Origin of the sequence: Metabacillus sp. cB07 (assembly GCF_016839225.1) — a bacterium.
In the GTDB taxonomy this organism is placed as follows: Bacteria; Bacillota; Bacilli; order Bacillales; family Bacillaceae; genus Bacillus_P; species Bacillus_P indicus.
Genome location: NZ_CP069296.1, coordinates 2,770,118 through 2,794,191, shown reverse-complemented (window position 1 = coordinate 2,794,191; position 24,074 = coordinate 2,770,118). Strand labels below are relative to the sequence as shown.

Annotated in this window: 32 protein-coding genes, 1 tRNA gene and 2 riboswitches; of the genes, 23 read left to right on the top strand and 10 right to left on the bottom strand. The window is 43.4% G+C overall.

The annotated features are described in order from the left end of the window. The first annotated feature begins 166 nt into the window (after nucleotides 1-166). From JOJ89_RS14395 to JOJ89_RS14380, 4 genes are all read left to right on the top strand, one after another. Nucleotides 167-2,050 (top strand): LTA synthase family protein, encoded by a 1,884-nt coding sequence (locus JOJ89_RS14395; protein ID WP_029279683.1) that lies wholly within the window; start codon nucleotides 167-169, stop codon nucleotides 2,048-2,050. Nucleotides 2,051-2,183: 133 nt separating this feature from the next. Continuing rightward, nucleotides 2,184-3,326 (top strand): M14 family metallopeptidase, encoded by a 1,143-nt coding sequence (locus tag JOJ89_RS14390; protein ID WP_203288091.1) that lies wholly within the window; start codon nucleotides 2,184-2,186, stop codon nucleotides 3,324-3,326. A 51-nt stretch (nucleotides 3,327-3,377) separates the two neighbouring features. Further along, nucleotides 3,378-4,475, top strand: a complete 1,098-nt coding sequence (locus tag JOJ89_RS14385) for a YqgU-like beta propeller domain-containing protein (RefSeq protein ID WP_203288089.1) — start codon at nucleotides 3,378-3,380, stop codon at nucleotides 4,473-4,475. Between the two features lie 22 nt (nucleotides 4,476-4,497). Next, entirely contained in the window at nucleotides 4,498-4,806 is a 309-nt protein-coding gene (locus JOJ89_RS14380) for an MTH1187 family thiamine-binding protein (protein WP_029279688.1), read from the top strand. 63 nt (nucleotides 4,807-4,869) lie between these two features. On the opposite strand, the gene JOJ89_RS14375 is transcribed toward JOJ89_RS14380, so the two are convergent. Together JOJ89_RS14375 and JOJ89_RS14370 are read right to left on the bottom strand one after the other, a co-directional pair. Beyond that, nucleotides 4,870-5,043, bottom strand: a complete 174-nt coding sequence (locus JOJ89_RS14375) for a DUF2759 domain-containing protein (RefSeq protein WP_029279690.1) — start codon at nucleotides 5,041-5,043, stop codon at nucleotides 4,870-4,872. Nucleotides 5,044-5,126: 83 nt separating this feature from the next. Continuing rightward, nucleotides 5,127-5,573 carry a hypothetical protein gene (locus JOJ89_RS14370; protein ID WP_203288086.1) on the bottom strand — a complete coding sequence of 149 codons (447 nt, stop codon included), beginning with the start codon at nucleotides 5,571-5,573 and terminating at the stop codon, nucleotides 5,127-5,129. Nucleotides 5,574-5,653: 80 nt separating this feature from the next. On the opposite strand from JOJ89_RS14370, the gene JOJ89_RS14365 reads away from it, so the two are divergent. Next, entirely contained in the window at nucleotides 5,654-6,286 is a 633-nt protein-coding gene (locus JOJ89_RS14365; RefSeq protein ID WP_203288084.1) for an MBL fold metallo-hydrolase, read from the top strand. A gap of 8 nt (nucleotides 6,287-6,294) precedes the next feature. Beyond that, a complete protein-coding gene (locus JOJ89_RS14360) occupies nucleotides 6,295-7,383 on the top strand; it encodes a class I SAM-dependent methyltransferase (protein WP_203288082.1) in 1,089 nt (362 codons plus the stop codon). Between the two features lie 54 nt (nucleotides 7,384-7,437). Here the strand turns inward: JOJ89_RS14360 and JOJ89_RS14355 are convergent, their stop codons facing one another. Then, nucleotides 7,438-7,683, bottom strand: a complete 246-nt coding sequence (locus tag JOJ89_RS14355; RefSeq protein ID WP_203288069.1) for a DUF2626 domain-containing protein — start codon at nucleotides 7,681-7,683, stop codon at nucleotides 7,438-7,440. Between the two features lie 270 nt (nucleotides 7,684-7,953). On the opposite strand from JOJ89_RS14355, the gene JOJ89_RS14350 reads away from it, so the two are divergent. Further along, nucleotides 7,954-8,334: a Spx/MgsR family RNA polymerase-binding regulatory protein gene (locus JOJ89_RS14350; protein WP_035207135.1), complete on the top strand. Its 381-nt coding sequence runs from the start codon at nucleotides 7,954-7,956 to the stop codon at nucleotides 8,332-8,334. Nucleotides 8,335-8,510: 176 nt separating this feature from the next. Then, nucleotides 8,511-8,765, top strand: a complete 255-nt coding sequence (locus tag JOJ89_RS14345) for a hypothetical protein (RefSeq protein WP_203288067.1) — start codon at nucleotides 8,511-8,513, stop codon at nucleotides 8,763-8,765. A gap of 368 nt (nucleotides 8,766-9,133) precedes the next feature. Here the strand turns inward: JOJ89_RS14345 and JOJ89_RS14340 are convergent. Further along, nucleotides 9,134-9,205, bottom strand: a tRNA-Gln gene (locus JOJ89_RS14340). 196 nt (nucleotides 9,206-9,401) lie between these two features. Between JOJ89_RS14340 and comGA the strand changes: the two genes are divergently transcribed. The 9 genes from comGA to JOJ89_RS14295 all read left to right on the top strand — a co-directional run bounded on the left by comGA (nucleotide 9,402) and on the right by JOJ89_RS14295 (nucleotide 14,137). Then, nucleotides 9,402-10,469: a competence type IV pilus ATPase ComGA gene (comGA, locus tag JOJ89_RS14335; RefSeq protein WP_029279705.1), complete on the top strand. Its 1,068-nt coding sequence runs from the start codon at nucleotides 9,402-9,404 to the stop codon at nucleotides 10,467-10,469. Continuing rightward, nucleotides 10,459-11,493, top strand: a complete 1,035-nt coding sequence (gene comGB, locus JOJ89_RS14330) for a competence type IV pilus assembly protein ComGB (protein WP_203288065.1) — start codon at nucleotides 10,459-10,461, stop codon at nucleotides 11,491-11,493. The genes comGA and comGB overlap by 11 nt, the downstream gene beginning before the upstream one ends. A gap of 18 nt (nucleotides 11,494-11,511) precedes the next feature. Further along, the gene (comGC, locus tag JOJ89_RS14325) at nucleotides 11,512-11,823 is read left to right on the top strand and encodes a competence type IV pilus major pilin ComGC (protein WP_203288063.1); all 312 of its coding nucleotides are present in this window, start codon (nucleotides 11,512-11,514) and stop codon (nucleotides 11,821-11,823) included. Next, nucleotides 11,801-12,250 carry a competence type IV pilus minor pilin ComGD gene (gene comGD / locus JOJ89_RS14320; RefSeq protein WP_029279711.1) on the top strand — a complete coding sequence of 150 codons (450 nt, stop codon included), beginning with the start codon at nucleotides 11,801-11,803 and terminating at the stop codon, nucleotides 12,248-12,250. The genes comGC and comGD overlap by 23 nt, the downstream gene beginning before the upstream one ends. Then, on the top strand, nucleotides 12,237-12,545 hold the full coding sequence (locus JOJ89_RS14315; RefSeq protein WP_203288061.1) for a hypothetical protein: 309 nt from the start codon (nucleotides 12,237-12,239) through the stop codon (nucleotides 12,543-12,545). The genes comGD and JOJ89_RS14315 overlap by 14 nt, the downstream gene beginning before the upstream one ends. Continuing rightward, nucleotides 12,430-12,969: a competence type IV pilus minor pilin ComGF gene (comGF, locus tag JOJ89_RS14310; protein WP_267881654.1), complete on the top strand. Its 540-nt coding sequence runs from the start codon at nucleotides 12,430-12,432 to the stop codon at nucleotides 12,967-12,969. The genes JOJ89_RS14315 and comGF overlap by 116 nt, the downstream gene beginning before the upstream one ends. Then, on the top strand, nucleotides 12,966-13,340 hold the full coding sequence (gene comGG / locus JOJ89_RS14305; RefSeq protein WP_029279716.1) for a competence type IV pilus minor pilin ComGG: 375 nt from the start codon (nucleotides 12,966-12,968) through the stop codon (nucleotides 13,338-13,340). The genes comGF and comGG overlap by 4 nt, the downstream gene beginning before the upstream one ends. 73 nt (nucleotides 13,341-13,413) lie before the next feature. Further along, entirely contained in the window at nucleotides 13,414-13,932 is a 519-nt protein-coding gene (locus JOJ89_RS14300; RefSeq protein WP_203288059.1) for a shikimate kinase, read from the top strand. A 25-nt stretch (nucleotides 13,933-13,957) separates the two neighbouring features. Beyond that, on the top strand, nucleotides 13,958-14,137 hold the full coding sequence (locus JOJ89_RS14295; RefSeq protein ID WP_029279719.1) for a YqzE family protein: 180 nt from the start codon (nucleotides 13,958-13,960) through the stop codon (nucleotides 14,135-14,137). Nucleotides 14,138-14,194: 57 nt separating this feature from the next. Here the strand turns inward: JOJ89_RS14295 and JOJ89_RS14290 are convergent, their stop codons facing one another. Further along, on the bottom strand, nucleotides 14,195-14,518 hold the full coding sequence (locus JOJ89_RS14290) for a DUF3889 domain-containing protein (RefSeq protein WP_029279721.1): 324 nt from the start codon (nucleotides 14,516-14,518) through the stop codon (nucleotides 14,195-14,197). Between the two features lie 66 nt (nucleotides 14,519-14,584). Between JOJ89_RS14290 and JOJ89_RS14285 the strand changes: the two genes are divergently transcribed. From JOJ89_RS14285 to JOJ89_RS14275, 3 genes are all read left to right on the top strand, one after another. Continuing rightward, complete coding sequence (locus JOJ89_RS14285) at nucleotides 14,585-14,797, top strand: hypothetical protein (protein ID WP_029279723.1); 213 nt, start codon at nucleotides 14,585-14,587, stop codon at nucleotides 14,795-14,797. Between the two features lie 271 nt (nucleotides 14,798-15,068). Further along, entirely contained in the window at nucleotides 15,069-15,350 is a 282-nt protein-coding gene (locus JOJ89_RS14280) for a DUF5658 family protein (protein WP_235728219.1), read from the top strand. A gap of 14 nt (nucleotides 15,351-15,364) precedes the next feature. Next, on the top strand, nucleotides 15,365-15,562 hold the full coding sequence (locus JOJ89_RS14275) for a hypothetical protein (RefSeq protein WP_029279727.1): 198 nt from the start codon (nucleotides 15,365-15,367) through the stop codon (nucleotides 15,560-15,562). Nucleotides 15,563-15,618: 56 nt separating this feature from the next. Here the strand turns inward: JOJ89_RS14275 and JOJ89_RS14270 are convergent, their stop codons facing one another. The 4 genes from JOJ89_RS14270 to JOJ89_RS14255 form a co-directional block, all read right to left on the bottom strand. Next, a complete protein-coding gene (locus tag JOJ89_RS14270) occupies nucleotides 15,619-15,954 on the bottom strand; it encodes a helix-turn-helix domain-containing protein (RefSeq protein ID WP_203288057.1) in 336 nt (111 codons plus the stop codon). A 103-nt stretch (nucleotides 15,955-16,057) separates the two neighbouring features. Beyond that, nucleotides 16,058-16,183, bottom strand: coding sequence for an anti-repressor SinI family protein (locus tag JOJ89_RS14265; protein WP_081414163.1), 126 nt, complete (start codon nucleotides 16,181-16,183; stop codon nucleotides 16,058-16,060). Nucleotides 16,184-16,214: 31 nt separating this feature from the next. Further along, nucleotides 16,215-16,301, bottom strand: a riboswitch (cyclic di-GMP riboswitch). A gap of 296 nt (nucleotides 16,302-16,597) precedes the next feature. Next, nucleotides 16,598-17,392: a YqhG family protein gene (locus tag JOJ89_RS14260; RefSeq protein WP_029279731.1), complete on the bottom strand. Its 795-nt coding sequence runs from the start codon at nucleotides 17,390-17,392 to the stop codon at nucleotides 16,598-16,600. A 3-nt stretch (nucleotides 17,393-17,395) separates the two neighbouring features. After that, nucleotides 17,396-19,072 (bottom strand): DEAD/DEAH box helicase, encoded by a 1,677-nt coding sequence (locus JOJ89_RS14255; RefSeq protein WP_035207109.1) that lies wholly within the window; start codon nucleotides 19,070-19,072, stop codon nucleotides 17,396-17,398. 305 nt (nucleotides 19,073-19,377) lie between these two features. Next, nucleotides 19,378-19,470, top strand: a riboswitch (glycine riboswitch). Between the two features lie 166 nt (nucleotides 19,471-19,636). On the opposite strand from JOJ89_RS14255, the gene gcvT reads away from it, so the two are divergent. The 3 genes from gcvT to gcvPB are packed head-to-tail and all read left to right on the top strand — an operon-like array spanning nucleotide 19,637 to nucleotide 23,565. Then, on the top strand, nucleotides 19,637-20,740 hold the full coding sequence (gene gcvT, locus JOJ89_RS14250; RefSeq protein ID WP_203288055.1) for a glycine cleavage system aminomethyltransferase GcvT: 1,104 nt from the start codon (nucleotides 19,637-19,639) through the stop codon (nucleotides 20,738-20,740). A 25-nt stretch (nucleotides 20,741-20,765) separates the two neighbouring features. Continuing rightward, complete coding sequence (gcvPA, locus tag JOJ89_RS14245; RefSeq protein WP_035207106.1) at nucleotides 20,766-22,112, top strand: aminomethyl-transferring glycine dehydrogenase subunit GcvPA; 1,347 nt, start codon at nucleotides 20,766-20,768, stop codon at nucleotides 22,110-22,112. Continuing rightward, complete coding sequence (gene gcvPB, locus JOJ89_RS14240) at nucleotides 22,105-23,565, top strand: aminomethyl-transferring glycine dehydrogenase subunit GcvPB (RefSeq protein ID WP_203288053.1); 1,461 nt, start codon at nucleotides 22,105-22,107, stop codon at nucleotides 23,563-23,565. Before gcvPA ends, gcvPB begins: the two co-directional genes overlap by 8 nt. A 38-nt stretch (nucleotides 23,566-23,603) precedes the next feature. Here the strand turns inward: gcvPB and JOJ89_RS14235 are convergent, their stop codons facing one another. Continuing rightward, the gene (locus JOJ89_RS14235) at nucleotides 23,604-23,975 is read right to left on the bottom strand and encodes a rhodanese-like domain-containing protein (RefSeq protein ID WP_035319304.1); all 372 of its coding nucleotides are present in this window, start codon (nucleotides 23,973-23,975) and stop codon (nucleotides 23,604-23,606) included. Nucleotides 23,976-24,074 lie beyond the last annotated feature (99 nt).

The following is a 24,074-nucleotide window of genomic DNA, read 5'->3' as shown; positions in this document are numbered from 1 at the left end:
CCTATTGTAAGCTAAGTGTTAAAAACGATTGATTTTTTGTTAAAGAAGTATTAAGATATGGTTTAGTTGTTCAATCTGCCTAATTTATGGAAATTAAAGAGAATTTAAAAAAATAAAAAAACGAGATCTTGACTGCGCAGGTTCTAACGAATGAGGAGGTTATGAAATGCGTATCCAATCATTTTCAAAAATTTCATTTTTGCTTATCGCGACACTGTTCATGTGGATCAAAACATACATTGTCTACAAAACTAGCTTTGATATCAAAATTGAAAATTTCACCCAAGAGTTTATCCTGTTTATTAACCCCCTGAGCTTTCTTTTGTTTATCTTCGGCTTTGGCCTGTTCATGAAAGAGAAAAACCGCAACCGATATATCCTTGCTGCGAGCATGATCGTAACGTTTGTCTTGCTTGCAAACATTGTTTTTTACCGGTTTTTCAATGACTTCCTGACAATTCCGGTTCTTTTTCAGACAAGCAATATGGGTGACCTCGGAAGCAGTATTTCTTCCCTGTTTGAACCGCTTGATCTGCTATTGCTTGTTGACATTGTCATTCTTGCCTGGCTTATGAAGCGTCCGCGCTTTCAGGCAGGTGCCGCCGTCACAAGAAAAGAAAAATCAGCTTTCTATCTGCTTGTTGCCGGTATCTTTTTCTTCAACCTGGGACTGGCTGAGACTGAACGTCCGCAGTTGCTTACACGTTCATTTGACCGTGAAATGCTTGTGAAAAACATCAGCGTCTATAATTTCCACATTTATGACGGCGTGCTGCAGTCTAAAACATCTGCACAGCGCGCTCTTGCAGACAGCAACAGCCTGACTGAAATTGAGAACTATGTAAAAGCGAATAAGAAGGAACCGGACAAAGACATGTTCGGCATTGCAAAAGACAGAAACGTAATCCTGGTTTCATTGGAATCGACTCAGAGCTTTGTCATTAACGAAACCATTAACGGCAAAGAAATCACGCCATTTTTAAATGATTTTATCGGTGAAAGCTACAACTTTGACAACTTTTATCATCAGACAGGACAGGGGAAAACGTCCGATTCTGAATTTATCGTAGAGAATTCCCTGTATCCGCTAGGCCGGGGAGCCGTTTTCTTTACAAACAGCAACAACGAATATGTAGCTGCTCCTGAGCTTCTTAAAGAGCAAGGGTACTATTCGGCTGTTTTCCATGCCAATAATAAAAGCTTCTGGAACCGTGACATCATGTATCAGGCACTTGGATATGACAGGTTCTTTGATGTAAATGACTATGAAGTAAACGAAGAAAATTCTGTCGGATGGGGATTAAAAGACAAAGAGTTTTTTGAACAGTCTGTTGACCATATGAAAGAACTTCCCCAGCCGTTTTACAGCAAGCATATCACGCTTACCAACCATTTCCCGTTTGAACTGAACGAAGAAGACAAAATGGTGGATGAGTTTAACTCAAACAGCAAAACGCTGAATAACTATTTCCCGACTGTGCGTTACCAGGATGAAGCCTTAAAGCACTTCATTCAGAAGCTAAAAGATGAAGGGCTTTACGAGAATTCCATTATCGTCCTTTACGGTGACCACTACGGTATTTCTGAAAACCACAATGCTGCGATGGGCGAGTTCCTCGGCAAAGAAGTGACGCCGTACGATGAAATTCAGCTTCAGAGAGTGCCTTTTGTCATTCACATCCCTGGAGTGACGGATAAAAATCCTAAAACCATTTCTGACGTTTCAGGACAGATCGATATTCGTCCTACACTAATGCATTTGCTTGGCGTAGAGACGAAAGATGAGATTGAATTCGGCAAGGATCTCTTCTCAAAAGATAAACTTCCTTTTACGGTTCTACGTGATGGAAGCTTCATCACAGACAAATTTGTCTACACAAGCGGCACATGCTACGACAAATCAACAGAGCAGCCTGCTGAAGACAAGGATGCGTGTGAACCATATATGGATAAAGCGAAACAGGAGCTTAACTACTCCGATAAAATCATCTATGGTGACCTCCTTCGTTTCTATGATGAAATGAAAAAGGAAAATGAAAAAAAAGAGTAAACCTGCAAAAGCTTTGGCCCTGTGCCAAAGCTTTTTTTATTCTCTTTGATTCCCTTCTTTAATAAATGCTTTAACAAGAAAGCCCGCATGTAATCATATGCTGAATATAAGCACATTTTTTGGGGGGATTGTAATGATTGTCAGAGTGAAAAGGGATACACATTTAAAAGAACTGTCCCATCTGCTGAATATACATGAACAGCTCCTATTTGAGGCAAATCCGGCATGTTCCGCAGCCTGCATCCTTTCAGGAGAAACGCTCCGCATACCTTTTACCGAGAATGTAAAATGTCACATATCGTCCACTTTCAATGCACCGCATATTAGGAATATAATAGACTTTTATGAGGGGCAGCTTCCACTGCCGCCATCACCTGAGTTTATCCAGAAGAAGAGAGCATATGATTACATTGTTCTGCTTGAAGATCTGGAAAAAATCCTTCATGCCTATCCTTTTGTAGAAAAACGGACAATTGGACACAGTGTTTTGGGGCTGCCAGTATATGAGCTTAAAATTGGAAACGGACCCAAAAAAGTTCATATGAACGGCTCCTTTCATGCAAATGAATGGATTACAACATCTGTCCTGATGAACTGGCTCCATGAATATTTAGAAGCGGTTGTTGACGGAGGGTCATTTGAAGGTCATTCCGCAATGGATTTATATCAGCAAGTATCCCTTTCTTTTGTCCCGATGGTCAATCCTGACGGTGTACAGCTTGTACTGAACGGACTGCCGTCTGATCATCCGCACTATCATTCGACGCTTCACATGAACAATAACAGCCTTGATTTTGAACAGTGGAAGGCGAATATTAATGGAGTGGATCTGAACAATCAATATCCTGCGAACTGGGAGATTGAAAAGGAGAGAAAAATTCCTAAAGCTCCGTCTTCAAGGGATTACCCGGGTGACGCGCCGCTGACTGAACCGGAATCCATTATGATGGCAAAGCTTGTGGAGACAGAAAACTTTGATATGGTTGTCGCTGTTCATACCCAGGGCGAAGAAATCTACTGGGGATACATGAACTGTGAGCCGGAACAAGCGGGCATCATCGTGAAAGAATTCAGCAGGCAGAGCGGCTATAAAGCGATCAGAACCATTGACAGTCATGCGGGATTCAGGGACTGGTTTGTTTTGGTGAAGAAGAAATGCGGGTATACTATAGAGCTTGGGACGGGAGTGAATCCTCTTCCTCTCAGTCAGTTCGATGACATTTACAAAAAAAGCAGAGGCATTTTCTGGGCTTCATTATATATGCTGAAATCCTGAAACTTTTCAGCAAGTCTGAACGTATTACAAGATAAGAAGAGGGGAGACGAGATGATGAGAGCCAGACGATTTACCGCTTTACTATTTATTGTCATAATTGCTGCCGGCTGCTCGCAGGAGCCTCATCAATCTCGGGATGTCCCGGACGAAAAGGCAGTTAAATCAGAGCAAACGAATGAGAAAGACATGTCTGCAGACAAGGCAGCAGAAAAAGATCTTGTCCCGCTTTCGGACTCAGAATTCTTTTCGGCTGAAGACTGGACAGATGAGAGCAGCATTTATTATTTAAGCGAAAATGCCGGCGGGTCCGTCGTCTACCAATATAATTTGTTCACAGGAGAAAGAAAGCCGTTCTTTGAAACAGAGGCATCCATCGTTCAATTGTCAATCAACCGGGAATCGGGCTTGCTCGCCGTCCACTCCAGCCCCACTAGCTATGAGGCAAGCATCACGGTCCTTGATCAATCAGGAAATATCAGGACAGAGCGGTCATTCCCGTCAACTGAACTGAATTTTTCATGGAGTCCTTCAGGAGAAAAGCTTTTCATCACAGCTTTTGATGAAAACTGGTCTTTTGAAACCTTTCTCCTTTCAATGAGTGATTATTCGCTTGAGAAAAACCCGGTCGAGCTTCCATTTATTCAGTGGCTCACTGATGATGAAATCACTTATCTAAAATGGAATGAAGCAGAACCGCAGCTCACAGCTCCGCTTGCAGCTTATTCTCTGCAGACAAAGGAAGAACGGATTCTTGAAGAACACATTATCTCACATGCGCATTTTGGAGAATACACATTCTCAATAAAAGTAGAGAATGAAGAGGAATCAACCGGCACGTATTTGTTTTTCAAAAACGGGGAACTTCTCTATTCATTTGACGTTCCATTAACTCCTTTATACTCCGAGTGGCTTATTCCTGAATATGACACGGCAGAAGGTGTTTTCTATACTTTTATTCCGGGAGATACGGAAGGGAAGTTCGATTTGACTGCTGTTGACCCGGAAAAAGAAACAATGAGTACAATCATTGAGAATGTCGACAACAGCCCGATCAGTCTTTCACCTGATGGGGAATATGCCCTGTACGGGTCATACCGGGAAAAGCTCATTCACTTGAAAGATGGTGAAATTAAGAGTATCGTTAAATGAAAAAAAGAAGGCAGGAACGAATATGGCCATAGCAGATGTAACCGTCATACCAATAGGCACCGAAACGGCAAGTGTAAGCCAGTATGTAGCAGCAGTTCAAAAAATCCTCAAAGGATATGAAGCGGAAGGCAAGATTAAATTTCAGCTTACCCCGATGAATACGCTTATCGAAGGAGAGCTGCCGGATTTATTTGAAGTCATTCAGGCGATTCACGAGTCTCCTTTTGAGAAAGGGATTCAAAGAGTGGCCACCAATATCCGAATCGATGACCGGAGAGACAAAAAGTCTACAATGGAAAGCAAGCTTAAAAGTGTAAATGCCCATCAGTAGTAAAAAACAAAAACGGCCACACAGAGTGCATGTGCACTCCGTATGGCCGTTTTTTGCTGCCTGTTAGTGAGCAGTCGGAAATCCATGGTGAAGAATGGTCATTACCGTAAACCATCCGAAAACAGCAAGTGTTCCGCCGGCGAAAACAATGCCCATTACATTTTTGTCTTTAAACGAGCGCAGCAATCCTAGCACAGACAGCAATGTAACTAGAGCAAAAATAATAACTAACCCCATATTTGTAGCCCCCTGACGTATGTAAGTCGTTTCATAAAATCATGAAGAAAAGCAAAATATTCCTTTTAATAGTTTAAACGTTTTCATTCTGTTTGTCGAGGCCCGAATTCTATACAGACCCCATATGAATCAGCCATTTTTTTCATGAGCTCGAAATTGTCTGCATCAGTGAATAAAACGCTGTCATTCTCTGCAATCAAATGCTCCTCTGTCTGAAGTCTGCACATTTGTTTCTGGAGAGGATCGCCGCTTGTGAGTCTGAACGAAAGGATCATCTCTGAAAGGAAATAATGGCGGCCGGCTTCACTTGTAAAGCCATAGTCAGTAAATGTACCGTACAGCACACTCAGATCTGTCTGCAGCAGCTCATGCACATCTTCTATCAGAGTATGCTTTTCTTCTTTCAGCTTTGAGACAAGACGGCTGCAGTTTGTTACCGTGATCATATCCGCTCTGTCTATCCAGTCATATTCCTGAATAGCTTCAGCAGAGGCACCACTGGTCCATTCGATTCCCCATAATCTTTTCACCCTTTTTCAGCCCTCTTTCTTTTAGTTGTTTCCCTTTTTAGTGTAGAATAGAAAGAAAATGCATGCAACGGGGTGTTTATATGAACTGGGAGCAGCTTCCTCTAGGTCCTCTCCAAACAAATTGCTACATCATCTCTAACCGCGAAAAAGAATGCCTGGTCATTGATCCGGGGAGCGAAGGAAATAAATTGATTCAGCACCTGCAAAAACGCGGCCTGAAGCCAATGGCAGTGCTTCTGACACACGCCCATTTTGATCATATCGGCGCTGTTGACGACGTGCGCAATGAATACAAAATTCCTGTCTACATACACAGACTTGAAAAAAAGTGGCTTGGAAATCCCGCTAAGAACGGGTCAAACGCTTTTCTTGGACAGTCCATTGCAGCTGAAGATGCCGACTATCTAATTGATGAGGAAACCATTCTGAATGCAGGGTCTTTTTCCTGCAAAGTGCTGGAAACGCCGGGCCACTCACCGGGAAGCATTTCCTTTTTCTTTGAGGAAAGCGGATTTGTCGTCTCCGGAGATGCTCTGTTTGCGGGCAGCATTGGCCGGACGGATCTTCCTGAAGGCAATCATCGCCAGCTGATCAAAAGCATCCATGACAAACTGCTGAACCTTCCTGAAGACACGGTCGTGCTGCCTGGGCATGGACAGGATACAACGATAGGAGCCGAAATGGACAGCAATCCATTTTTAAACGGTTTTTAGGAACTGCCATGAAACAGCTTGTCTTCGATCTGATTGACCGGCAGGGGGGCTCTATTTCCTATGCGGAGTATATGAACCTTGTCCTCTATCATCCTGAGCACGGCTATTATTCAAGTACCCGGCAAAAGATAGGAAAAGGCGGAGACTTTTACACCTCGAGCAATGTTTCGGATGTTTATGCGAAAGTGTTTGCAGCCTTTTTTTCCAGGATGGTTGAAAAAGACCTCGCTGAACCGGCGTTTTGTGAAATCGGCGGGGGCACAGGCAGATTTCTGGAAGCACTTCTTTTGGAATGGAAAAATTGTTCACCTCGTACTTATGAGGCTTTAACGGTTATTTCTGTTGAAGGAAGCGGATTTCACAGAAACCTTCAAATGGAAAGATGCGCAGATCTTGCCGTTTCTGTTCAGGAGCAGCTTCCGGAAAATTTCAGAGGGATCATCTTCTCAAATGAACTGTTTGATGCCTTCCCTGTACATGTAGTTGCCAAAATAGATTCACAGCTGTTTGAAGTGAAAGTAGCATATAAAAATGGCGCGCTAGTTGAAGAATTCGAGCCTCTCAAGAATGAAGAGATTGCTTCCTTCCTGCTGTGGCAGAATATTGAGCTCTCAGAAGGCCAGCGCTTTGAAGTGCCGCTGGCTATGCTCAGCTATATGCGGATGCTGGATCATGCTTGTGAGGCTGCTGTCATCGCAATGGTGGACTATGGCTACACAAACGCAGAGTGGCACACTCCTGCAAGAAAGCAGGGGAGCATGAGGGGATATTTCAGACATCAAATGATGCCGCCGCTTCTGCACCCGTTTGAAATGGATATAACAACACATATCCATTTTGATGCGTATGAGAAAAAAGCGGAAGAGCTTGGGTGGAACCTGCTCGTGAAAGAAAGGCAGGATCAGTTTCTGATGAATGCGGGAATTCTTTCATTTCTCCATGAGCATTCTCACAGGGATCTTTTCAGCCCGTCTGCCAAACAAAACAGAGCTGTAAGAGACCTGATCATGCCAGGCGGCATCAGTTCTGCGTTTCATGTGTTTCTGCATGGCAAAGGTATTGAGCGCCTGACTGATGACATTTATAAAAAATGGTGACCTGCATTTTGCAGGTCACCATTTTTGTTTTGATAAGTTTGTTGGGGTTTGATCTTAGTGACCGCCTTGCCCAGGAACCATCATAAATGTAGTCCAATATGTAAAGCCCACGAAGAAAATCGTTAAATATGCGCCGAACACGTAAATGTACATGCGCTCAGAAAGTTTAAGATAAAATAAAAACACGAAAAATCCCGTCTGACCGAAGAATAATAATGAAGTCGTTTTCATATCTCCCAGGTAAAACATGACAGCGAAGATGCCAGTCCAGAAGCCTAATACTCGGAACATGCGATCCATATGTCAATCCCTCCTTTGTTTAAGTCCCTAAGTCCATCACTTTTTTTATTATAAAGTACGTCCAACGTCCTTGTAAATAGCGTTTACATTCTAGAAGTACCAATTATGTCACAAAGTGTAAACAAACCTAAAAAAAAGTTTGTTGAACTCGAGGCTTATTGCTGTACAAAAGTTAAACAATTGCTGTACAATTGGTTTATACAAGTTGAACAGCTGCCGTCTAAACAAAATTGATCATAAAAAAACAATATAAAATGGGAGATGAAGACAATGAACGAATTGGTTTTTTATAGTTATCCGAGCTGTACATCATGCAGAAAGACAAAGCATTGGCTTAAGGCACATAACGTTGATTTCAATGAAAAACATTTGTTTCGCGAAACTCCTACTTATTCAGAACTTCAAAAAATCCTTCAGCTTACAACAGACGGTATGGATGAGATTCTGGCGACCCGCAGCCAGACATACAAGGAACTGAACCTGGATATAGATGAACTGCCGCTTTCAGATGTGATAAAACTGATCATCGACGAGCCCAAACTACTTAGAAGGCCTATTATCACAGACGGAAAAAAACTGGTCGTCGGCTATAATCCTCAAGCCCTGACAAAGCTTTCTAAAAAGAAAGAAGTACAAAAATCCGTTTCATAAAAAGCTCTCCCGTTCTTTATAGGGAACAAAATAATAAGAATTCATGAGAATTATGCAGAAATACCTAGTAATGATGGGATAACTTAAAAATTTGCCCGAATTTGAAGATTTTCATTTCAGCCTTTTCTTTGTATAGTGAATACAGATGGTTCATTATAAAGAACGAAAAGGGTGGAATGATGATGACAGAAATTCAATTTTTCTTAGAAGGCATTGGCAACCGGAATGTAGCAACAGACTACTCCAGCCCGAATTTTATTACAGATGAGTCAAGCATTGAAAAAGCTTCCAAAGAGTTTGCTAAAAAGAACAAGCTGAAATATATAGAATATGAAATCCTGAACAGCGGGTACAGGGTTTACTATCTAAAACCGTCATTGCTCAAATCTAAGAGGAAGCCATATATTTATTATGCGAAAAGAAACGCTTAAAAAACCTGCGGATAAGTTTATCCGCAGGTTTTTTTGTGTTAAGGGGCCTGTGCAAAGGTTGAACAGCCGTTTCGGCGTTTCCTTATCTGACTCCCGGAGCTAACCGGGCGATTCCGCTTTTCGTGGTGTCCAGCTCCGCCTCCTAGCCCTTCCGTCAGAACAAAATCACCGAAAAAGTCAAACCGGACTTTTCCGCCGGATTCTTATCTGGCTTCCGGAGCTAAACGAGCGATTCCGCTTTTCGTGGTGTCCAGCTGCGCCTTCCAACTTCTCTGCCAGAACAAAATCACCCAAAAAGGCAAAACCGGCCTTTTTGGGTGATTTCTTATCTGACTCCCGGAGCTAAACGGAAGGCTCCGCTTTTCGTACTGGGCTAGCTGGATTCGAACCAGCGCATGACGGAGTCAAAGTCCGTTGCCTTACCGCTTGGCTATAGCCCATTAAAGACTTTATACAGTATGGGCAGAACTGGTAAAATTATTCATTGCCGCTCTATTTTTTGTTTTTCTTCAAGGGGAAAATGAGGTTTTCGCCCTTATAGAACTCTTGATTTGTCCCAAAAATTTACTTTTCGGTATGTGCGCTTTCTCTCTAAATGAGGTAGTCTTTCAGTAGCCGCACAGAAAGGAGGAAATCATGAATTCCATCGAATTGCTCAGTGAAAGAATTGTTGAAGAAGCTTGTGAGCTTAACGCTTCTGATATTCATTTTGTTCCCAGGGAAACAGACGCGGTTATTCAATACAGAATTGATGATGATCTCATTGAAAAAAGGATTATCCGCAAAGAAGTCTGTGGCAGGATTATCGCCCATTTTAAATTTCTTGCTTCTATGGATATTGGCGAGAGGAGGAGGCCGCAGAACGGTTCACTTGCTCTGTCAAATGAGGCAATCAATGTTCAGCTTCGCATGTCCACTCTTCCTACCGTATTTGAAGAAAGTCTAGTGATCAGAATTCTCCCGAATGATTGCATCCCTTCCGTCACCAAGCTGTCGCTTTTTCCGCAGTCCGCACAAAAACTTCTCTCTTTTCTAAACCATTCCCACGGTTTAATGGTTTTTACGGGTCCAACCGGTTCCGGAAAAACAACGACTCTCTATTCTCTCATTCATTATGCCAAAAAACATTTTAACCGCAGCATTATAACGCTTGAGGATCCGGTTGAAACGAAAAGCTCCGAGGTTCTGCAGGTACAGGTTAATGAAAAAGCGGGGATCACGTATGCGGTCGGGCTGAAGGCCATACTCAGGCACGACCCGGATATCATAATGGTCGGTGAGATCAGAGACCGGGAAACTGCACAAATTGCAATCAGGGCAGCGCTCACAGGACATTTGGTTCTGTCGACGATGCATACAAGAGATGCCAAAGGCGCGATTTACAGAATGCTTGAATTTGATGTAAGCCTGTCTGAAATTGAGCAGACCTTTCTAGCTGTCGTTGCTCAGAGGCTTGTCGGTGTCAAATGTCCATTTTGCGAGGGCGAATGCTCACCGCAGTGTAAAAAAATGAGAAACGTCAGGAGACTTGGAATCTTTGAAATGCTGTACGGGAAAAACCTTACACTTGCCATAAAAGAAGCACGCGGGGAAAAGGTCGAATGTGATTATGCCACCTTAAAGGATGCGATAAAGAAGGGGATTGCCCTGGGGTACTTGCCGTCTTATGCTCTTCATAAGTGGATGTATGCCTATGAAGACTAAAAAAAGATGGAGCCTTAAGGATCAATCGCAATTTCTGAAGAGGATGAGCAATCTTTTAGAAAAGGGCTATACACTAAATGAAGCGTTAAAATTTACTTCTATTGATCTTCGCGCAGATAAAAGCGGGGATGTGGCTCATTGTCTGAGAAGGCTCTCTGCAGGTCAGTCGATCCGTTCGGCTTTTGAAGAATTATCCTTTCACCGTGAAGTTCTAAGCTATTTGTATTTTGCCGAGAAGCACGGGGATCTGGATGCCGCCTTCAAAGAAGCTGGAGATATGCTCAGCAGAAAAGTCGTGCAGCGCGAAAAATGGCAGAAGGTTATGCAATATCCTCTTTTTCTCTTCTTCACAATTGGCATTCTCTTTTACCTCTCACAATCTGTCATTGCCCCTCAGTTTCAGCAGATCTACCATTCCATGAACCTTGAACCCAGTTTTTTGACACATTTTCTGTTTTTCCTGTTTGAAGCAGTAAAATCAGCGGTGATTGGAAGCCTCGTCCTGCTGATGCTTGGCGGTGTTTATTACATGGTCCGGCTGAGAGCCTTTAAACCTCAGAGAAAAATGAGATTTATGCTGAAAATTCCGGTATGGAAAAAAATCATTGTCCTCATTAACAGCTACTATTTTGCCCTGCAGCTGAGCAACCTCCTGAAAAGCGGTTTATCGATTTATGAATCTCTCAAGGTTTTTGAACATCAGCATTTTCTTCCGTTTTACAGAGATGAGGCCAAATGGTTTATTGAACATTTAAAAAAGGGGGAGAGATTTGAAACCCTCATAAGCCATAACTGTTTTTACGAAAAGGAAATGAGTCAGGTCGTCGGCCATGGACAAGCAAATGGAAGGCTTGCAAGAGAGCTGTATACATACAGCCAGTTTGTTATTGAAAGGCTTGAAGACAAAACAATGAAATGGCTGCTGATGATTCAGCCTGCAGCCTATATAACCGTGGGAATTACAGTGCTGATCATGTACCTGTCAATGATTATGCCCATGTATCACATGATGGAAGCTTTATAACGGGAAAGGAGTCTGATTATGGTTAAAAATGAAAAGGGATTTACACTGATTGAAATGCTTATTGTCCTTCTTGTCATATCCGTCCTGCTTTTGATCACCATTCCCAATATTACAAAGCATCACGCAAACATCCAGAGCAAAGGGTGTGAAGGGCTGAAAAATACGGTTCAGGCCCAAGCCTCCGCCTATCAGATTGAAACGAAAAAGACTGCGACGATCGAAGCCCTTGTGACGGCAGGGTACCTTGAAGAAGCACCTTCATGTCCTAATGGCACGGCGCTTACTATTGATTCGGAGGGAAAAGTCGGTGAGGCGCCTGCAGCCGAATAAAGGGTTCACGCTTATGGAAACAGTGATCGTAATCAGCATCGTTACTGTGATGACGGGGACGGCTGTTTTCATCCTTCAGCCATTTCAAAGTCAAAAGCCAGCTCAGCTTTTCTTCAAGACTCTTGAACAGGATCTTTTATATGCCCAGCAGTACGCCATTTCAAATAAAAAAACGATCGTCCTGTTATTTGACCCTGCTAACCACAGGTATATAGGTACAGAAGGGGGGATATCCCCGAAGAGACTCTATACCGTTTCGTATGATTCGGATATCCTGCTAACGCCTTCCACGATGGAAGCGAGAGTTCAGTTTACTCCTGACGGGAGGCTCTCTGACAGCGGCACGATTGTCATGCAATACCGCAAAAAACGATATAACATGATTTTTTACATGGGGATGGGGAGGATGGGCGTTGAGGAACGATAGCGGCACTACATTGGCTGAGACGGTTATGGCTTTTAGCATCTGGTCTATGATTTCGCTGATTTTGATCCCTGCCTCTATGTATATCAGTCAGGAACGGGAAAAAACGCGCCTTAAACATGAAGCAGTCACTGAATTGCAGTCAATCATTGAAAAGCGCGCGTATAAGGAAGGAGAACACAATGAAGAAGGAAAGGATTTCAGCTGGAGTGCTTCGGGAGAGCTCGAAAAAGCATGCATTGAGTGGAGCTACAAAGGCAAGCTCGAAACGGAATGCCTCTATTCTTTCAGACCATAGCGGTTTTACGTTCTTGAATATGCTGTTTTCTTTCAGTATATTCGCTGTGATTACAGCATCGTCAGCTCTGCTTATTCCCCATCTATACAGAGTGTCGGAAGATAAACGGGACATAAATCCGCTGGAATGGGAGATCTTTCAGCAGCAGGCAGCCATTGAATTCAGAGAAGGCACCGGCTTCAAAGTCCAGGACCAAATGCTTTCATTTACCTCGAAAACGGGAAGAAGCATTGAATTTGAAAAGTATGGAACGATGATTCGTAGACAGGTGAATAACACCGGCCACATTATTTGCTTGAGACATGTGAAGGATATGCAATTCACCCAAATCGAAGGGGGAGCCCTGCTCACAGTTGTCAGTACTTCAGGCAAAACCTACAGGTGCACATTCAGAAGCTTTTTAGGATTGAAGCGGTCTGGATGAGAAATGAAAAAGGATTTATCCTGCCGTCTGTTTCAATGATCGCATTCTTTATCTTGCTGATCCTCCTTCACCAGACAGCAGTATTCACAGCAGAAAAAAAGTTTTACAGCGAGAGAGAACGTTCAATGATTCTTGAGAATCTGCTCCTTTGCGGTGTTCAGCATTCGATGCAGTCCATTGCTGATCAAGAAGGGGTAAACCACTATGAAATAAAGACGGACGATGGTTCCATCACTTATACGGCTGCTGAAAAAGGTGAAGGCGAACTGCTGGTATCACTTGCTGCAAAACTTAATACAGGCCATTTTTCATCAGCAAAATATACGTACAATCTGAATTCCGGAGAAATGACTGATTGGACGGTCTACTGATTTACCTGCAGAGCAGTTCCCTGCATCCTGATTCTGTGGTAAGGTAGTTGAAAAACAAGCGGAGTGAACAGCAGTGAAGCCAATTTTTATCACGGGATTTATGGGGACCGGAAAAACGACTGTAGGCAAGGTTCTTGCCGAAAAACTCGGATGCCCTGTATTAGATACTGATCAAATGATTGAACACGCAGCAGGAAAGCAGATCAAAGACATCTTTAAAGAAGACGGGGAAGAGGTGTTCCGTTCACTAGAAACACAGATGATTGAGGGTGCGCCTTCCGAAAATGCTGTGATAACGACAGGCGGCGGACTGCCTGTGCGCAAAGTGAACAGGGAAAAAATGAAAGAGAGCGGCATTGTGATTTTCCTTCAAACCGATCTTGATGTCATTTTTGAACGTGTGCAGCAGGATGAAAACCGGCCGCTAGCTTCAAAAGCTTCAAAAGAAGAGCTTTCATCGCTCTATGAGTCACGCGTAAATGCATATGAGGACTGTACGATAAAAATCAAAACAGAGGGAAAAACCATAGAACAGCTGGCAGATGAACTGATTGAACGTATAAAAGAGCTGGAAACGCGGCATACTAGCTAAAAAGTGCGTATGAGGTGTGTTTGCAGTGTCTACGAATGATTATGTGAAATATATGACTCAGCAGCTGGTCAGATATATGGATACTCCAAAAGAAGAGCGGAAGGCAATAAAAACAATGCGAAAAACCGAGAAGTCGCCGTTTGCAAGCAGGTGGTTCGGTATCCTTCCCTTTGCATTTATGTTTTTCTTAAAAAGAAGAAAATAGCTTCAATGAAAGAAGGTACCCTGGAGAGAGGTACCTTCTTTCGTGTTCTGCACCGGTTTAATCCGCTTCTTCCAGAACCTGTATCTTTTTGATTTTTTCTGTTTTTGCATCGTAAGAGATGGTGACAAACACCCCGATGTCTTTCATTCCCTCGCGCAATGTCACCTTGTATTGTTTGACCGTCTGATTTTTCTTGGTGTTGTCCCAAATTTTTTGGGTAAACAATACTTGTGAGAGCGGATATCTTTTTTTCGTTTCTTTCACCGCTACGTTTTTCCAGTCTGTATGCTTTTCCGCATAAACATTTGCTGATTGTGAAACCAAAGCCGGCTGCAGACCGTATATAAGGAGAAGCAGCAAAAGCAAAATGGTTTTCCTCATGATATTCACCGTCCTTGTTAGTTATTTTTTCCAAAAAACATGCTGCTATTCAAAGGGGGATTTAAAATGGGATTTTTCTTAATGGTTGTATTTGTCGGAATTTTGGCAGTAATGGGGATCGCTGGTGATAACAAAAAAAGGAGCAGGCACAGGGACTCCTCTGGTTATACGTATACGAGTTCAGACAATGGCAGAGACTGCCATTCTGATTCTGGATTCTTCGGCGGCGGGGATTCAGGCGGGGGAGACTGCGGCGGCGGTGGCGGCGGAGGAGATTGAGAAAGAGGGGGCCTGCAAAGACAGGCTTTTTTGTTTTTAATGAAGAATGCGGCATGCTAGTGATTGTTCTTTATAATGTTTAAATTTAGTAAGATTATTAAAGAAAATTGGAGGAAATCGGCGGTAAACGTTCTTTAAAAAGAAAAATAGCGGAATTTGAACCTGTTTTTATTCGCTGAAGAGGTATATACTTTTAGTAGACGGATTAAGTTTGCTCTTTTTGTTCTTTATTAAGAATAAAGGCGGAAATGTGTTGAAGGCACTCTTTTTGATGTTAGCAGCTTTAAATGGTATGGACGCAGCATTGACCCTTGCCGGTCTGCATTATGAGCTGATTACAGAAGCCAATCCTGTTATGAGGATTCTGTATGAGATACATCCTGCGGTATTTACATGTAGTAAGCTGTCATTTTCATTATTTCTGCTTTTGTTTGTTTTCACGGGGCGTGTGCCGTCATCACCGATAATTAAAGTCCTTTCAATTGCCGCTGCATTTCTGTATTCTGCTGTTCTTTTGGCTCATTTGCACTGGATCCGGCTGCTGATTGGATGAAAAGGGGAAAAGCGATGTATAAAAAACTTTGCAGTCAGTGCTATCAGCCATCTTTCAGCAGCAGCAAATCATATCAGTGGATTTGTCCTGTCTGTTCAAAGGATCTTACCTCCCATAAAGCGATACAGGCTGTTCACGCTGTAAAGAAAATACCGCTGTCAGCCTATCAGCAAAATATGGGAACAGGATACGAATTTGACAGAAAAGGATAGCGTACGTAAAAACAGCACCATACAAAAGGGGTAAGAAGACCTTTTGCATGGTGCTGTTATTTTTCCTGGTTCATTTTCCAGCGGTTAAATTCAAGAAACTCTCTGAACTGATCCTTTGTAACACCTGAATCCATTGCCTCTTTGACCAGATTTGCCCAATCATGATCAAGGTTTGCCTGTTTCGTGTTAGTTGACTGGTCTTCAAGAATAAGTGTATTCATTGAGACCCCAAGGACGGAAGAGACTTTTTCAAGAAATTGAACAGAAGGATTTGACTGCAGGTTCCGTTCGATTGAGCTTAAATATGATTTGGCAACTCCGGCCCGATCGGCAAGCTCTGATAGTGACAGTCCACGTTCTTTGCGGTATTTTCGTATGCGTTCACCAATCATATAATCACCTTCCCAGTCGTATTATAGCATATAGCGAAGGGATTGTTATATATACAGAACGAATTTACGAAAAAAAAATACAGACTGCAGCTGTTTGTCAACTTTAAACTGTTTGCGTTTTCAAAAACTCTCTGATTTCCTCTTTGCTGATACCCATCTCCAAAGCCGACAGAATCAACTCTTTCCATTCCTGATCAAGCTTTTGAAACTCCTCCATTAACACTTCCATTGTAACTCCTCCTAAAATACGCAATAGTATTTCAGGCAGTCCAGCCATCATAGCTCCGTAGAACGTTAGATCTGTGACTTTGCGTCCCGGCTTTTCAGCAGGTTTGCCTTTGTCTGATTATGTGTAACTCTGACACTGCATCAAAAACAAAGTATTTCTTTTGTCACTTCGTGTTGTCTATCTAATTTACTACTAGTATAAAATTTCATTTTCATTTATTGTGCTGAAATATGTCGAGAGAAAAAAATATTTTCATTTTTTTCAAAAAATTACTAGTAATTAGAATTATATTCCTTTTATATGGGCATTTTGGCTTGATTTTACTGTTTTCTTCGACAGCCATTCTTCAGCAAAAATAAAAAGGCAAAAAATGATTTTATGACACCAAAATCATTTTTTGCGCAAATTTTGACATTAAGCGAGGGCAGTCCTCGATAAATAGAATAACCCGCCGTTTGTAATCGAGACATGAATGTGAGGATCATACAGCTCTTTCAAGGCTTCTTTTTCAAGATGGTACGATTCTGGTTTTTCTTCAAGATCTTCATAAAAATGGCTTAGCAGCATCATATCTGAATTCCAGCGCTGTCTTGCATCATCAGCCCAGGTGTGGTCATCCTGTTCAAATTTAGCTTGTATATAATTTTGAATTCGCAAGAGGCCGCTTTGAACTTTAATCATTGGCGAAGTTGTAAAACACAAATCAGGAATTCTGGGAGTGAGGGCCATGTTTTCCAAATGATCCTGAAAATCTTCTATGATGGCTCCGCTGATCAGGTGAAGTCCAATGGAATAGAGATGATCTTTTTTCTTGTCGCTCTGATAGGATACCATGACATTTACACCCAGCCATGGATGCAGGGACTGAGAGCTTCCCGTGTTCGGCGGGTTTTCATAGAGGCGGATATGGCCTCCGAATTTTTTGGCAGTCCGGAAAATCTGGTGCAGTCTTGGTGCTCCGAAGTGCATGATTTCCCCTTTCAAATCAGCTGGTGCCCGTTTGGCATCTGTTATTAAAGTCAGCTGCATCGGACTCGGCACACCGCCTGTTTTCTCAAGATATGTCCAGTAAAACGGCCTGTTCATCAATTCTTTATCCATGTCCACTGTCAGCTGGATCGTCATATAGCCAGGCTGTTTTTCTGTAATGTCACATGAATTGGCCGTGAAAAAGGTTTCAAGGAACTCGCTGATCTGCTGCTGCTGCATCGGTTATCCCTCCATTCTCTGTTTTGTGTGTTCCTGTTCTGCAGAATGCAGGATGGATGTCAGGTTTTCCATCTTAATTTTCATTTCTCCATCGCTTTTTGATTTAAACAGGATGTCCTGCAGGTGATCTTCGAAATTGGATATCTCAAGTTTTGTCAGTATTTCATCAAGCTCGCCGATGACTTTTTCAAACAGGTTGATTTTTTCATAGAGAAGTTTCAGAATGTGCTCTTCAACGGTGTTTTTTGTTGCCATATTATAAATGTGGACATCTTTTTCCTGCCCGAGACGGTGAATCCGTCCAATCCGCTGTTCAAGCCGCATCGGATTCCAGGGAAGATCATAGTTGATAATGTGATTGCAGAACTGCAGGTTGATTCCTTCCCCGCCAGCTTCTGTAGCAATCAGTACTTGAACGCGGTTTTTGAAAAGGTCTTTCATCCAGTCTTTTTTGCCCCTCTTGAATCCTCCCCTGAAAGGAACAGATGAAATGCCGTGCTGCTGAAGAAACCACTGAAGATAAAACTGGGTGGCCCTGTATTCTGTAAAAATGATGACTTTGTCATTGATTTGCTGAATCAGTTCAACGGTCCGCTGTGCTTTGGAATTTCCGTCAACGTCATTAATGCAGTTCATCAGCTCTTCAATGACTGAGTCTGGAAGGGGAGATGCTTCGCCTTCGGGACGCTCGGCCATTTTTTTCAGCGTCATGTAGACAGCTTCCCTGCTTGAGCATGCCTCTCTTTGCAGCGTCATGATTGAAAACGTGCTGGCGGAAGAGGCGCCGAATGTTTTGAGACGTGATATAGCCGTATACAACTGGCGCTCACTCTCACTCAGCTCGATCGGAACGGTCTCAACATGCCGTTTAGGCCATTCAATGCCCGTATCTCCTCTGCGGTTTCGGATCATGACTTTGTTCACGAGTTCCTGAAGGTGCTCATGGTGTTCCAAAGAGCGGTTTTTGGCAGAAAATACTTCTGAAAAGTAAGCCTCGTTGCCTAAATGACCGGGCTTCAGCAGAGATACAAGATTAAAAATCTCTTCTACGCGGTTTTGAATGGGCGTTGCAGTAAGAAGCAGGCAGTATTTCTTTTTCAGGCTCTGAACAAATTCATAGTTTTTCGTTTTGCTGTTTTTCAGTTTATGAGCTTCATCGATGATCACCAGGTCGTACTGCTGGTTAAGAACAATTTCCCGGTGGGGGCTTCTTTTTGCCGTATCAATGGAAGAGACCACTACATCGCAGGCTTCCCATACGTAGCTTTTCTTTTGCTCAACGGCTGGAATATAGAATTTTTCATGAAGCTCTCTTGCCCACTGGGAAACAAGAGAGGCCGGAACGAGGATCAGGATTTTCTTGGCGAGTCCCCGAATCATATATTCCTTGACGATGAGGCCTGCTTCAATTGTTTTTCCAAGTCCCACCTCATCTGCAAGGATGGCCTTTCCGTTCATGTTTTCCACCACCTGCCTTGCAACCTCCAACTGATGGGGAAGAGGAGTGAAGTCTGTCAGGTGATTTGGAGCTTGAAGCCCTTCAAAGGAAGGAACAATCAGGTGCTTTTGCACGGCGCATGCCAGTTTGTAATTCTCCCAGCTGGCCCACGGACCGTCGTCATCAAGCTTTTTAAGAAATATATCTTGCCACGCGGAGTCAAATTTCAGTTTAACGTTCATGATTGACAGCCCTTTCAAAAAAAGAGTAGATCTTTCTCTATTGTTCACGTTAAGTGGTAAAATAGCAGGTTATCACAATGGATTAGATGAAAAGACAGTAAAACACGAACATTCCAATGTGTTTTAAACAAAACATTTGTGAAAAAAGTGATTGATGAATAAAGACCTTAATGGTAGGATGTTAATAAGTAAGAAAGTTGCTAACTTACTCAGTTTTCAGTCAGCAGGCTTCTTATGTCAAAAATGTCATAATGTCTAAAATGTCTACTTATCAGTATCACCAATTAATGAAAAAATATGAGCGGATGAGAGCAAGGGGAGAGACTGCAGCATACGCATGCAGCGCCGAAGGAGCAAACTGATGTGAATCTCTCAGGCAAAAGAACTCTTGCTTGACGCAACTCTGGAGAGAGTTTGTGAAAGCGGCAAACCACCAAAGGGGAAAGCTCGGCCATTTTTTCAGGCCGGGTAAACTTTCAGGTGCAGGGACAGAGACTTCCATTAAAGGGAGTTCTCTGTCCTTTTTTTGATGAAAAAAAGAGGATCATACCGGGAGGCGATGAAATGGCGGATTTAAAGCGGACACCGCTTTTTGACTTATACAAAGAGCAGGGTGCAAAAACGATTGATTTCGGCGGCTGGGACTTGCCGGTGCAGTTTTCTTCTATTAAAGAAGAACATGAAGCTGTTCGCGAAAGAGCAGGCTTGTTCGATGTATCCCACATGGGGGAAATTGAAGTGAGGGGCACTGGCAGCCTTGCATTTCTTCAAAAAACAATGACAAACGATGTTGCTCTTTTAAAAGACGGAGGAGCGCAGTATACCGCTATGTGCTATGAAGACGGCGGAACGGTGGATGACTTATTAATCTATAAAAAATCAGATGCGCATTATCTCCTTGTAGTGAATGCATCCAACATTGAAAAGGATTTTGATTGGCTGAACTCCCAGCTGTTCGGGGACACAGAGCTGCACAATGTATCTTCAGATGTCGCCCAGCTCGCTATCCAGGGACCGCTTGCTGAGTCAATCCTTCAAAAACTCACGGATACAAATTTAAGTGAAATCAAGTTTTTTAAATTCAAAGATGACGTAAACATTGCAGGAGCCTCTGCTCTTGTATCAAGAACAGGCTATACAGGTGAAGATGGTTTTGAGATTTACTGCGCCGCGTCAAAAGCTCCTGAGCTTTGGAAAGCGATTTTGGAAGCCGGAAAAGAAGATGGTCTGCTGCCATGCGGACTTGGCGCCCGTGATACGCTTCGCTTTGAAGCGAACCTGCCGCTCTACGGACAGGAACTTTCCAAAGTTATTACCCCGATAGAAGCAGGCATCGGATTTGCCGTGAAACCGAACAAGGAAAGTGATTTCAACGGCAAAGCTGTGTTAAAGGATCAAAAAGAAAACGGACCGGACCGAAAGCTTGCCGGAATTGAAATGATCGATAAAGGCATACCGCGATACGGCTATGAGGTGTTTGCAGGAGAAGAGCAGATCGGGGAAATTACAACCGGCACACAATCTCCTACACTTAAAAAGAATATCGGTTGGGCACTGCTTAAGAAAGAATTTGCCGAGCCCGGCACTGAAGTGGTTGTTCAAGTACGTAAAAAACGCTTGAAAGCAGTTGTCGTGCAGACGCCTTTTTATAAGCGACCAAAAAAATAAACCGGGTTGAAAGGGGAATACATCCATGAAACATCGTTACTTGCCGATGACAGAGCAAGATCAGCAGGAGATGCTTCAAGCTGTCGGAGTAGCATCAATTGATGAGCTTTTTCAAGACATTCCTGAAAGTGTTCGATTTAAGGGCGAATACAGCATCAAGAAGGCTAAATCGGAAACAGAGCTAATGAAAGAGATGAGCGCGCTTGCTGCTAAAAATAAAGACCTAAGAAGCAATGCCTCTTTCCTTGGAGCGGGAGTCTATGACCACTACATGCCGATCATTGTGGATCATGTGATTTCAAGATCGGAATTCTATACGGCCTACACGCCGTATCAGCCTGAGATTTCACAGGGCGAACTGCAGGCTATCTTCGAATTTCAGACGATGATCGCAGAGCTTACCGGCATGGATGCAGCCAACTCTTCTATGTATGACGGCGGAACGTCACTTGCTGAAGCGGCTATGCTTGCCTGCGGACAGACGAAAAAGAAAAAGGTCATTGTGTCAGGAGCAGTTCATCCTGAAAGCAGAGATGTGCTGAAAACGTATGCAAAAGGACAGTACATTGAAGTGGTGGAAGTGCCTGTCAAAAACGGCGTCACAGATCTCGAGGCATTAAAGCAGGAAATGTCTGATGATGTAGCAGCGGTTGTCGTTCAATATCCTAACTTCTTCGGCCAGATTGAACCTCTTAAGGACATTGAGCCGATTGCCCATACAGGCAAAAGCATGTTTATCGTCTCTTCCAACCCGCTCGCCCTTGGAGCTTTAACGCCTCCTGGAGCATTTGGCGCGGACATTGTTGCCGGAGACGCTCAGCCGTTTGGTATCCCAACAGCATTCGGCGGCCCGCACTGCGGCTATTTTGCTGTCACTCAGAAACTGATCCGCAAAGTGCCCGGCCGTCTTGTCGGACAGACAAAGGATGACCAGGGACGCAGAGGATTTGTTCTCACGCTTCAGGCACGCGAACAGCATATCAGACGTGATAAAGCGACATCAAACATCTGTTCAAATCAGGCTTTGAATGCACTTGCAGCGTCTGTTGCCATGACAGCGCTCGGAAGAAAAGGAGTCAAAGAAATGGCTCTGCAGAATATCCAGAAAGCAAACTACGCTAAAAAGGCATTTAAAGAAAAAGGCTTTGACGTGCCATTTGACGGACCGATCTTCAATGAGTTTGCCGTTAAATTAAATAAACCGGTGAAAGAAGTGAATGCCCGCCTGATTGAAAAGGGCATCATCGGAGGCTTCGATCTTGGCAGCGTATATCCTGAGCTTGAAAATCACATGCTCGTAGCTGTGACAGAACTTCGCACGAAAGAAGAAATCGATCAACTTGTTTTGGAATTGGGGGATGGACATGAATAACGAGAATCAGCCATTGATTTTTGAACTGACAAAGCCTGGAAGAACAGGCTACAGCCTGCCTGATATGGATATTCCCGAACAATCAGCAGATGAACTCATTCCCGCTGACTATCTCCGCACAGAGGAAGCTGAACTGCCGGAGGTATCAGAGCTTGATATTATGAGGCACTATACAGCTCTTTCAAAGCGCAATCATGGAGTGGACTCAGGCTTTTATCCGCTTGGCTCATGCACGATGAAGTACAACCCGAAAATAAACGAAAATGTTGCCCGCATGGCAGGGCTTGCCCATATCCATCCGCTTCAGGATGAAAGTACCGTACAGGGAGCTCTTGAGCTGATGTATGACCTTCAGGAGCACCTTGTAGAAATTACAGGAATGGATGAAGTCACGCTTCAGCCGGCAGCGGGTGCCCACGGAGAGTGGACCGGACTTATGATGATCCGTGCGTATCACGAAGCAAACGGCGACACTGGACGCACAAAGGTCATCGTACCTGATTCTGCACACGGAACCAATCCTGCATCTGCTACAGTGGCAGGTTTTGAAACGGTCACTGTTAAATCAAATGAACATGGACTCGTCGATCTTGAAGATCTGAAGCGTGTAGTAGGAGATGATACCGCTGCGATGATGCTCACAAATCCGAATACGCTGGGTCTGTTTGAGGAAAATATTCTGGACATGGCAAAGATCGTGCATGATGCAGGCGGCAAGCTGTACTATGACGGAGCCAACCTCAACGCCGTACTAAGCAAGGCTCGTCCCGGAGATATGGGATTTGACGTGGTTCACTTAAATCTCCACAAAACGTTTACCGGGCCGCATGGCGGCGGAGGACCGGGTTCAGGTCCTGTCGGTGTAAAAGCAGATCTGATTCCGTATCTTCCTAAGCCTGTTCTTGTGAAACGTGATGACAAATATGCATTTGACTATGACAGACCTCAGTCCATCGGAAGAGTCAAGCCGTTTTACGGCAACTTCGGAATCAATGTGCGTGCATATACGTATATCCGCACAATGGGGCCAGACGGCTTAAAAGCAGTGACAGAGTATGCGGTTCTGAATGCAAACTACATGATGAGAAGACTTTCAGAAGCCTATGATCTGCCGTTTGACAGACACTGTAAGCATGAGTTTGTTTTATCAGGCAAACGCCAGAAAAAACTCGGAGTGCGCACACTTGATATCGCAAAGCGCCTTCTTGACTTCGGCTACCATCCGCCGACGATCTACTTCCCGCTTAATGTCGAGGAGTGCATCATGATTGAGCCGACGGAAACAGAGTCAAAAGAAACACTTGATTCATTCATTGATGCTATGCTTCAAATTGCGAAAGAAGCAGAGGAAAACCCTGAAATGGTTCAGGAAGCTCCTCATACAACCGTTGTTGGACGTCTTGATGAGACAACGGCAGCACGCAAGCCGATTCTCCGCTATCAGAAGCAATAAGAAAAAGGATTCGCCGCTGGCGAATCCTTTTTTGTTATTTACTTCTTCGTCTTAATTCTTCCGCTCCAGCCCTTAAAGCCGCCTTTTAATGTGTAAAGATCTGAATAGCCCTTTTTCTTAAGCATCTGCGCTGTGCGTCCGCTTCTTACTGTGTTTTGGCAATAAAGATAAACAGGCTGGTCTTTGCGGATTTCTTTATGGCGCTGTCTCATTTGTGACATTGGGATGTTTCTTGCGCCAAGAATATGGCCGCCTTCAAATTCGTTCGGCTCGCGGACATCAATGAGCTGAGCCTTTCTGTATCCTGCACGGAATTCCTCTTCCGTTAATGTTTTCATAATTTTACGCTGGTAAAAATAAGAGAAGATTGTGTAGGCTGCAATTGCGCCGACTAAAATTAATAAGAAAATCCATGTTGTCAAGCTGACCCGACTCCTTTTTTATACCCTTTATGCGGGCTGGTTCATGTAAACTTCTGTTTATTGGACAAGTATAATTATATAAGAGCA

Excerpts from the sequence above, each read along its gene's own strand:
- JOJ89_RS14385 (WP_203288089.1), top strand. The coding sequence starts at position 3,378 with ATGATGAGAGCCAGACGATTTACCGCTTTACTATTTATTGTCATAATT.
- gcvPA (WP_035207106.1), top strand. The coding sequence starts at position 20,766 with ATGAAACATCGTTACTTGCCGATGACAGAGCAAGATCAGCAGGAGATG.
- JOJ89_RS14390 (WP_203288091.1), top strand. The coding sequence starts at position 2,184 with ATGATTGTCAGAGTGAAAAGGGATACACATTTAAAAGAACTGTCCCAT.
- JOJ89_RS14265 (WP_081414163.1), bottom strand. The coding sequence starts at position 16,183 with ATGGAAGTGTTAATGGAGGAGTTTCAAAAGCTTGATCAGGAATGGAAA.
- comGB (WP_203288065.1), top strand. The coding sequence starts at position 10,459 with ATGAAGACTAAAAAAAGATGGAGCCTTAAGGATCAATCGCAATTTCTG.
- comGC (WP_203288063.1), top strand. The coding sequence starts at position 11,512 with ATGGTTAAAAATGAAAAGGGATTTACACTGATTGAAATGCTTATTGTC.
- JOJ89_RS14360 (WP_203288082.1), top strand. The coding sequence starts at position 6,295 with ATGAAACAGCTTGTCTTCGATCTGATTGACCGGCAGGGGGGCTCTATT.
- gcvPB (WP_203288053.1), top strand. The coding sequence starts at position 22,105 with ATGAATAACGAGAATCAGCCATTGATTTTTGAACTGACAAAGCCTGGA.
- JOJ89_RS14395 (WP_029279683.1), top strand. The coding sequence starts at position 167 with ATGCGTATCCAATCATTTTCAAAAATTTCATTTTTGCTTATCGCGACA.
- JOJ89_RS14345 (WP_203288067.1), top strand. The coding sequence starts at position 8,511 with ATGATGATGACAGAAATTCAATTTTTCTTAGAAGGCATTGGCAACCGG.
- JOJ89_RS14275 (WP_029279727.1), top strand. The coding sequence starts at position 15,365 with ATGTATAAAAAACTTTGCAGTCAGTGCTATCAGCCATCTTTCAGCAGC.
- JOJ89_RS14365 (WP_203288084.1), top strand. The coding sequence starts at position 5,654 with ATGAACTGGGAGCAGCTTCCTCTAGGTCCTCTCCAAACAAATTGCTAC.
- JOJ89_RS14380 (WP_029279688.1), top strand. The coding sequence starts at position 4,498 with ATGGCCATAGCAGATGTAACCGTCATACCAATAGGCACCGAAACGGCA.
- comGA (WP_029279705.1), top strand. The coding sequence starts at position 9,402 with ATGAATTCCATCGAATTGCTCAGTGAAAGAATTGTTGAAGAAGCTTGT.
- JOJ89_RS14260 (WP_029279731.1), bottom strand. The coding sequence starts at position 17,392 with ATGCAGCAGCAGCAGATCAGCGAGTTCCTTGAAACCTTTTTCACGGCC.
- comGF (WP_267881654.1), top strand. The coding sequence starts at position 12,430 with ATGAAGAAGGAAAGGATTTCAGCTGGAGTGCTTCGGGAGAGCTCGAAA.
- JOJ89_RS14290 (WP_029279721.1), bottom strand. The coding sequence starts at position 14,518 with ATGAGGAAAACCATTTTGCTTTTGCTGCTTCTCCTTATATACGGTCTG.
- JOJ89_RS14270 (WP_203288057.1), bottom strand. The coding sequence starts at position 15,954 with ATGATTGGTGAACGCATACGAAAATACCGCAAAGAACGTGGACTGTCA.
- JOJ89_RS14355 (WP_203288069.1), bottom strand. The coding sequence starts at position 7,683 with ATGGATCGCATGTTCCGAGTATTAGGCTTCTGGACTGGCATCTTCGCT.
- comGG (WP_029279716.1), top strand. The coding sequence starts at position 12,966 with ATGAGAAATGAAAAAGGATTTATCCTGCCGTCTGTTTCAATGATCGCA.
- gcvT (WP_203288055.1), top strand. The coding sequence starts at position 19,637 with ATGGCGGATTTAAAGCGGACACCGCTTTTTGACTTATACAAAGAGCAG.
- JOJ89_RS14375 (WP_029279690.1), bottom strand. The coding sequence starts at position 5,043 with ATGGGGTTAGTTATTATTTTTGCTCTAGTTACATTGCTGTCTGTGCTA.
- JOJ89_RS14285 (WP_029279723.1), top strand. The coding sequence starts at position 14,585 with ATGGGATTTTTCTTAATGGTTGTATTTGTCGGAATTTTGGCAGTAATG.
- JOJ89_RS14280 (WP_235728219.1), top strand. The coding sequence starts at position 15,069 with ATGTTAGCAGCTTTAAATGGTATGGACGCAGCATTGACCCTTGCCGGT.
- JOJ89_RS14350 (WP_035207135.1), top strand. The coding sequence starts at position 7,954 with ATGAACGAATTGGTTTTTTATAGTTATCCGAGCTGTACATCATGCAGA.
- JOJ89_RS14255 (WP_035207109.1), bottom strand. The coding sequence starts at position 19,072 with ATGAACGTTAAACTGAAATTTGACTCCGCGTGGCAAGATATATTTCTT.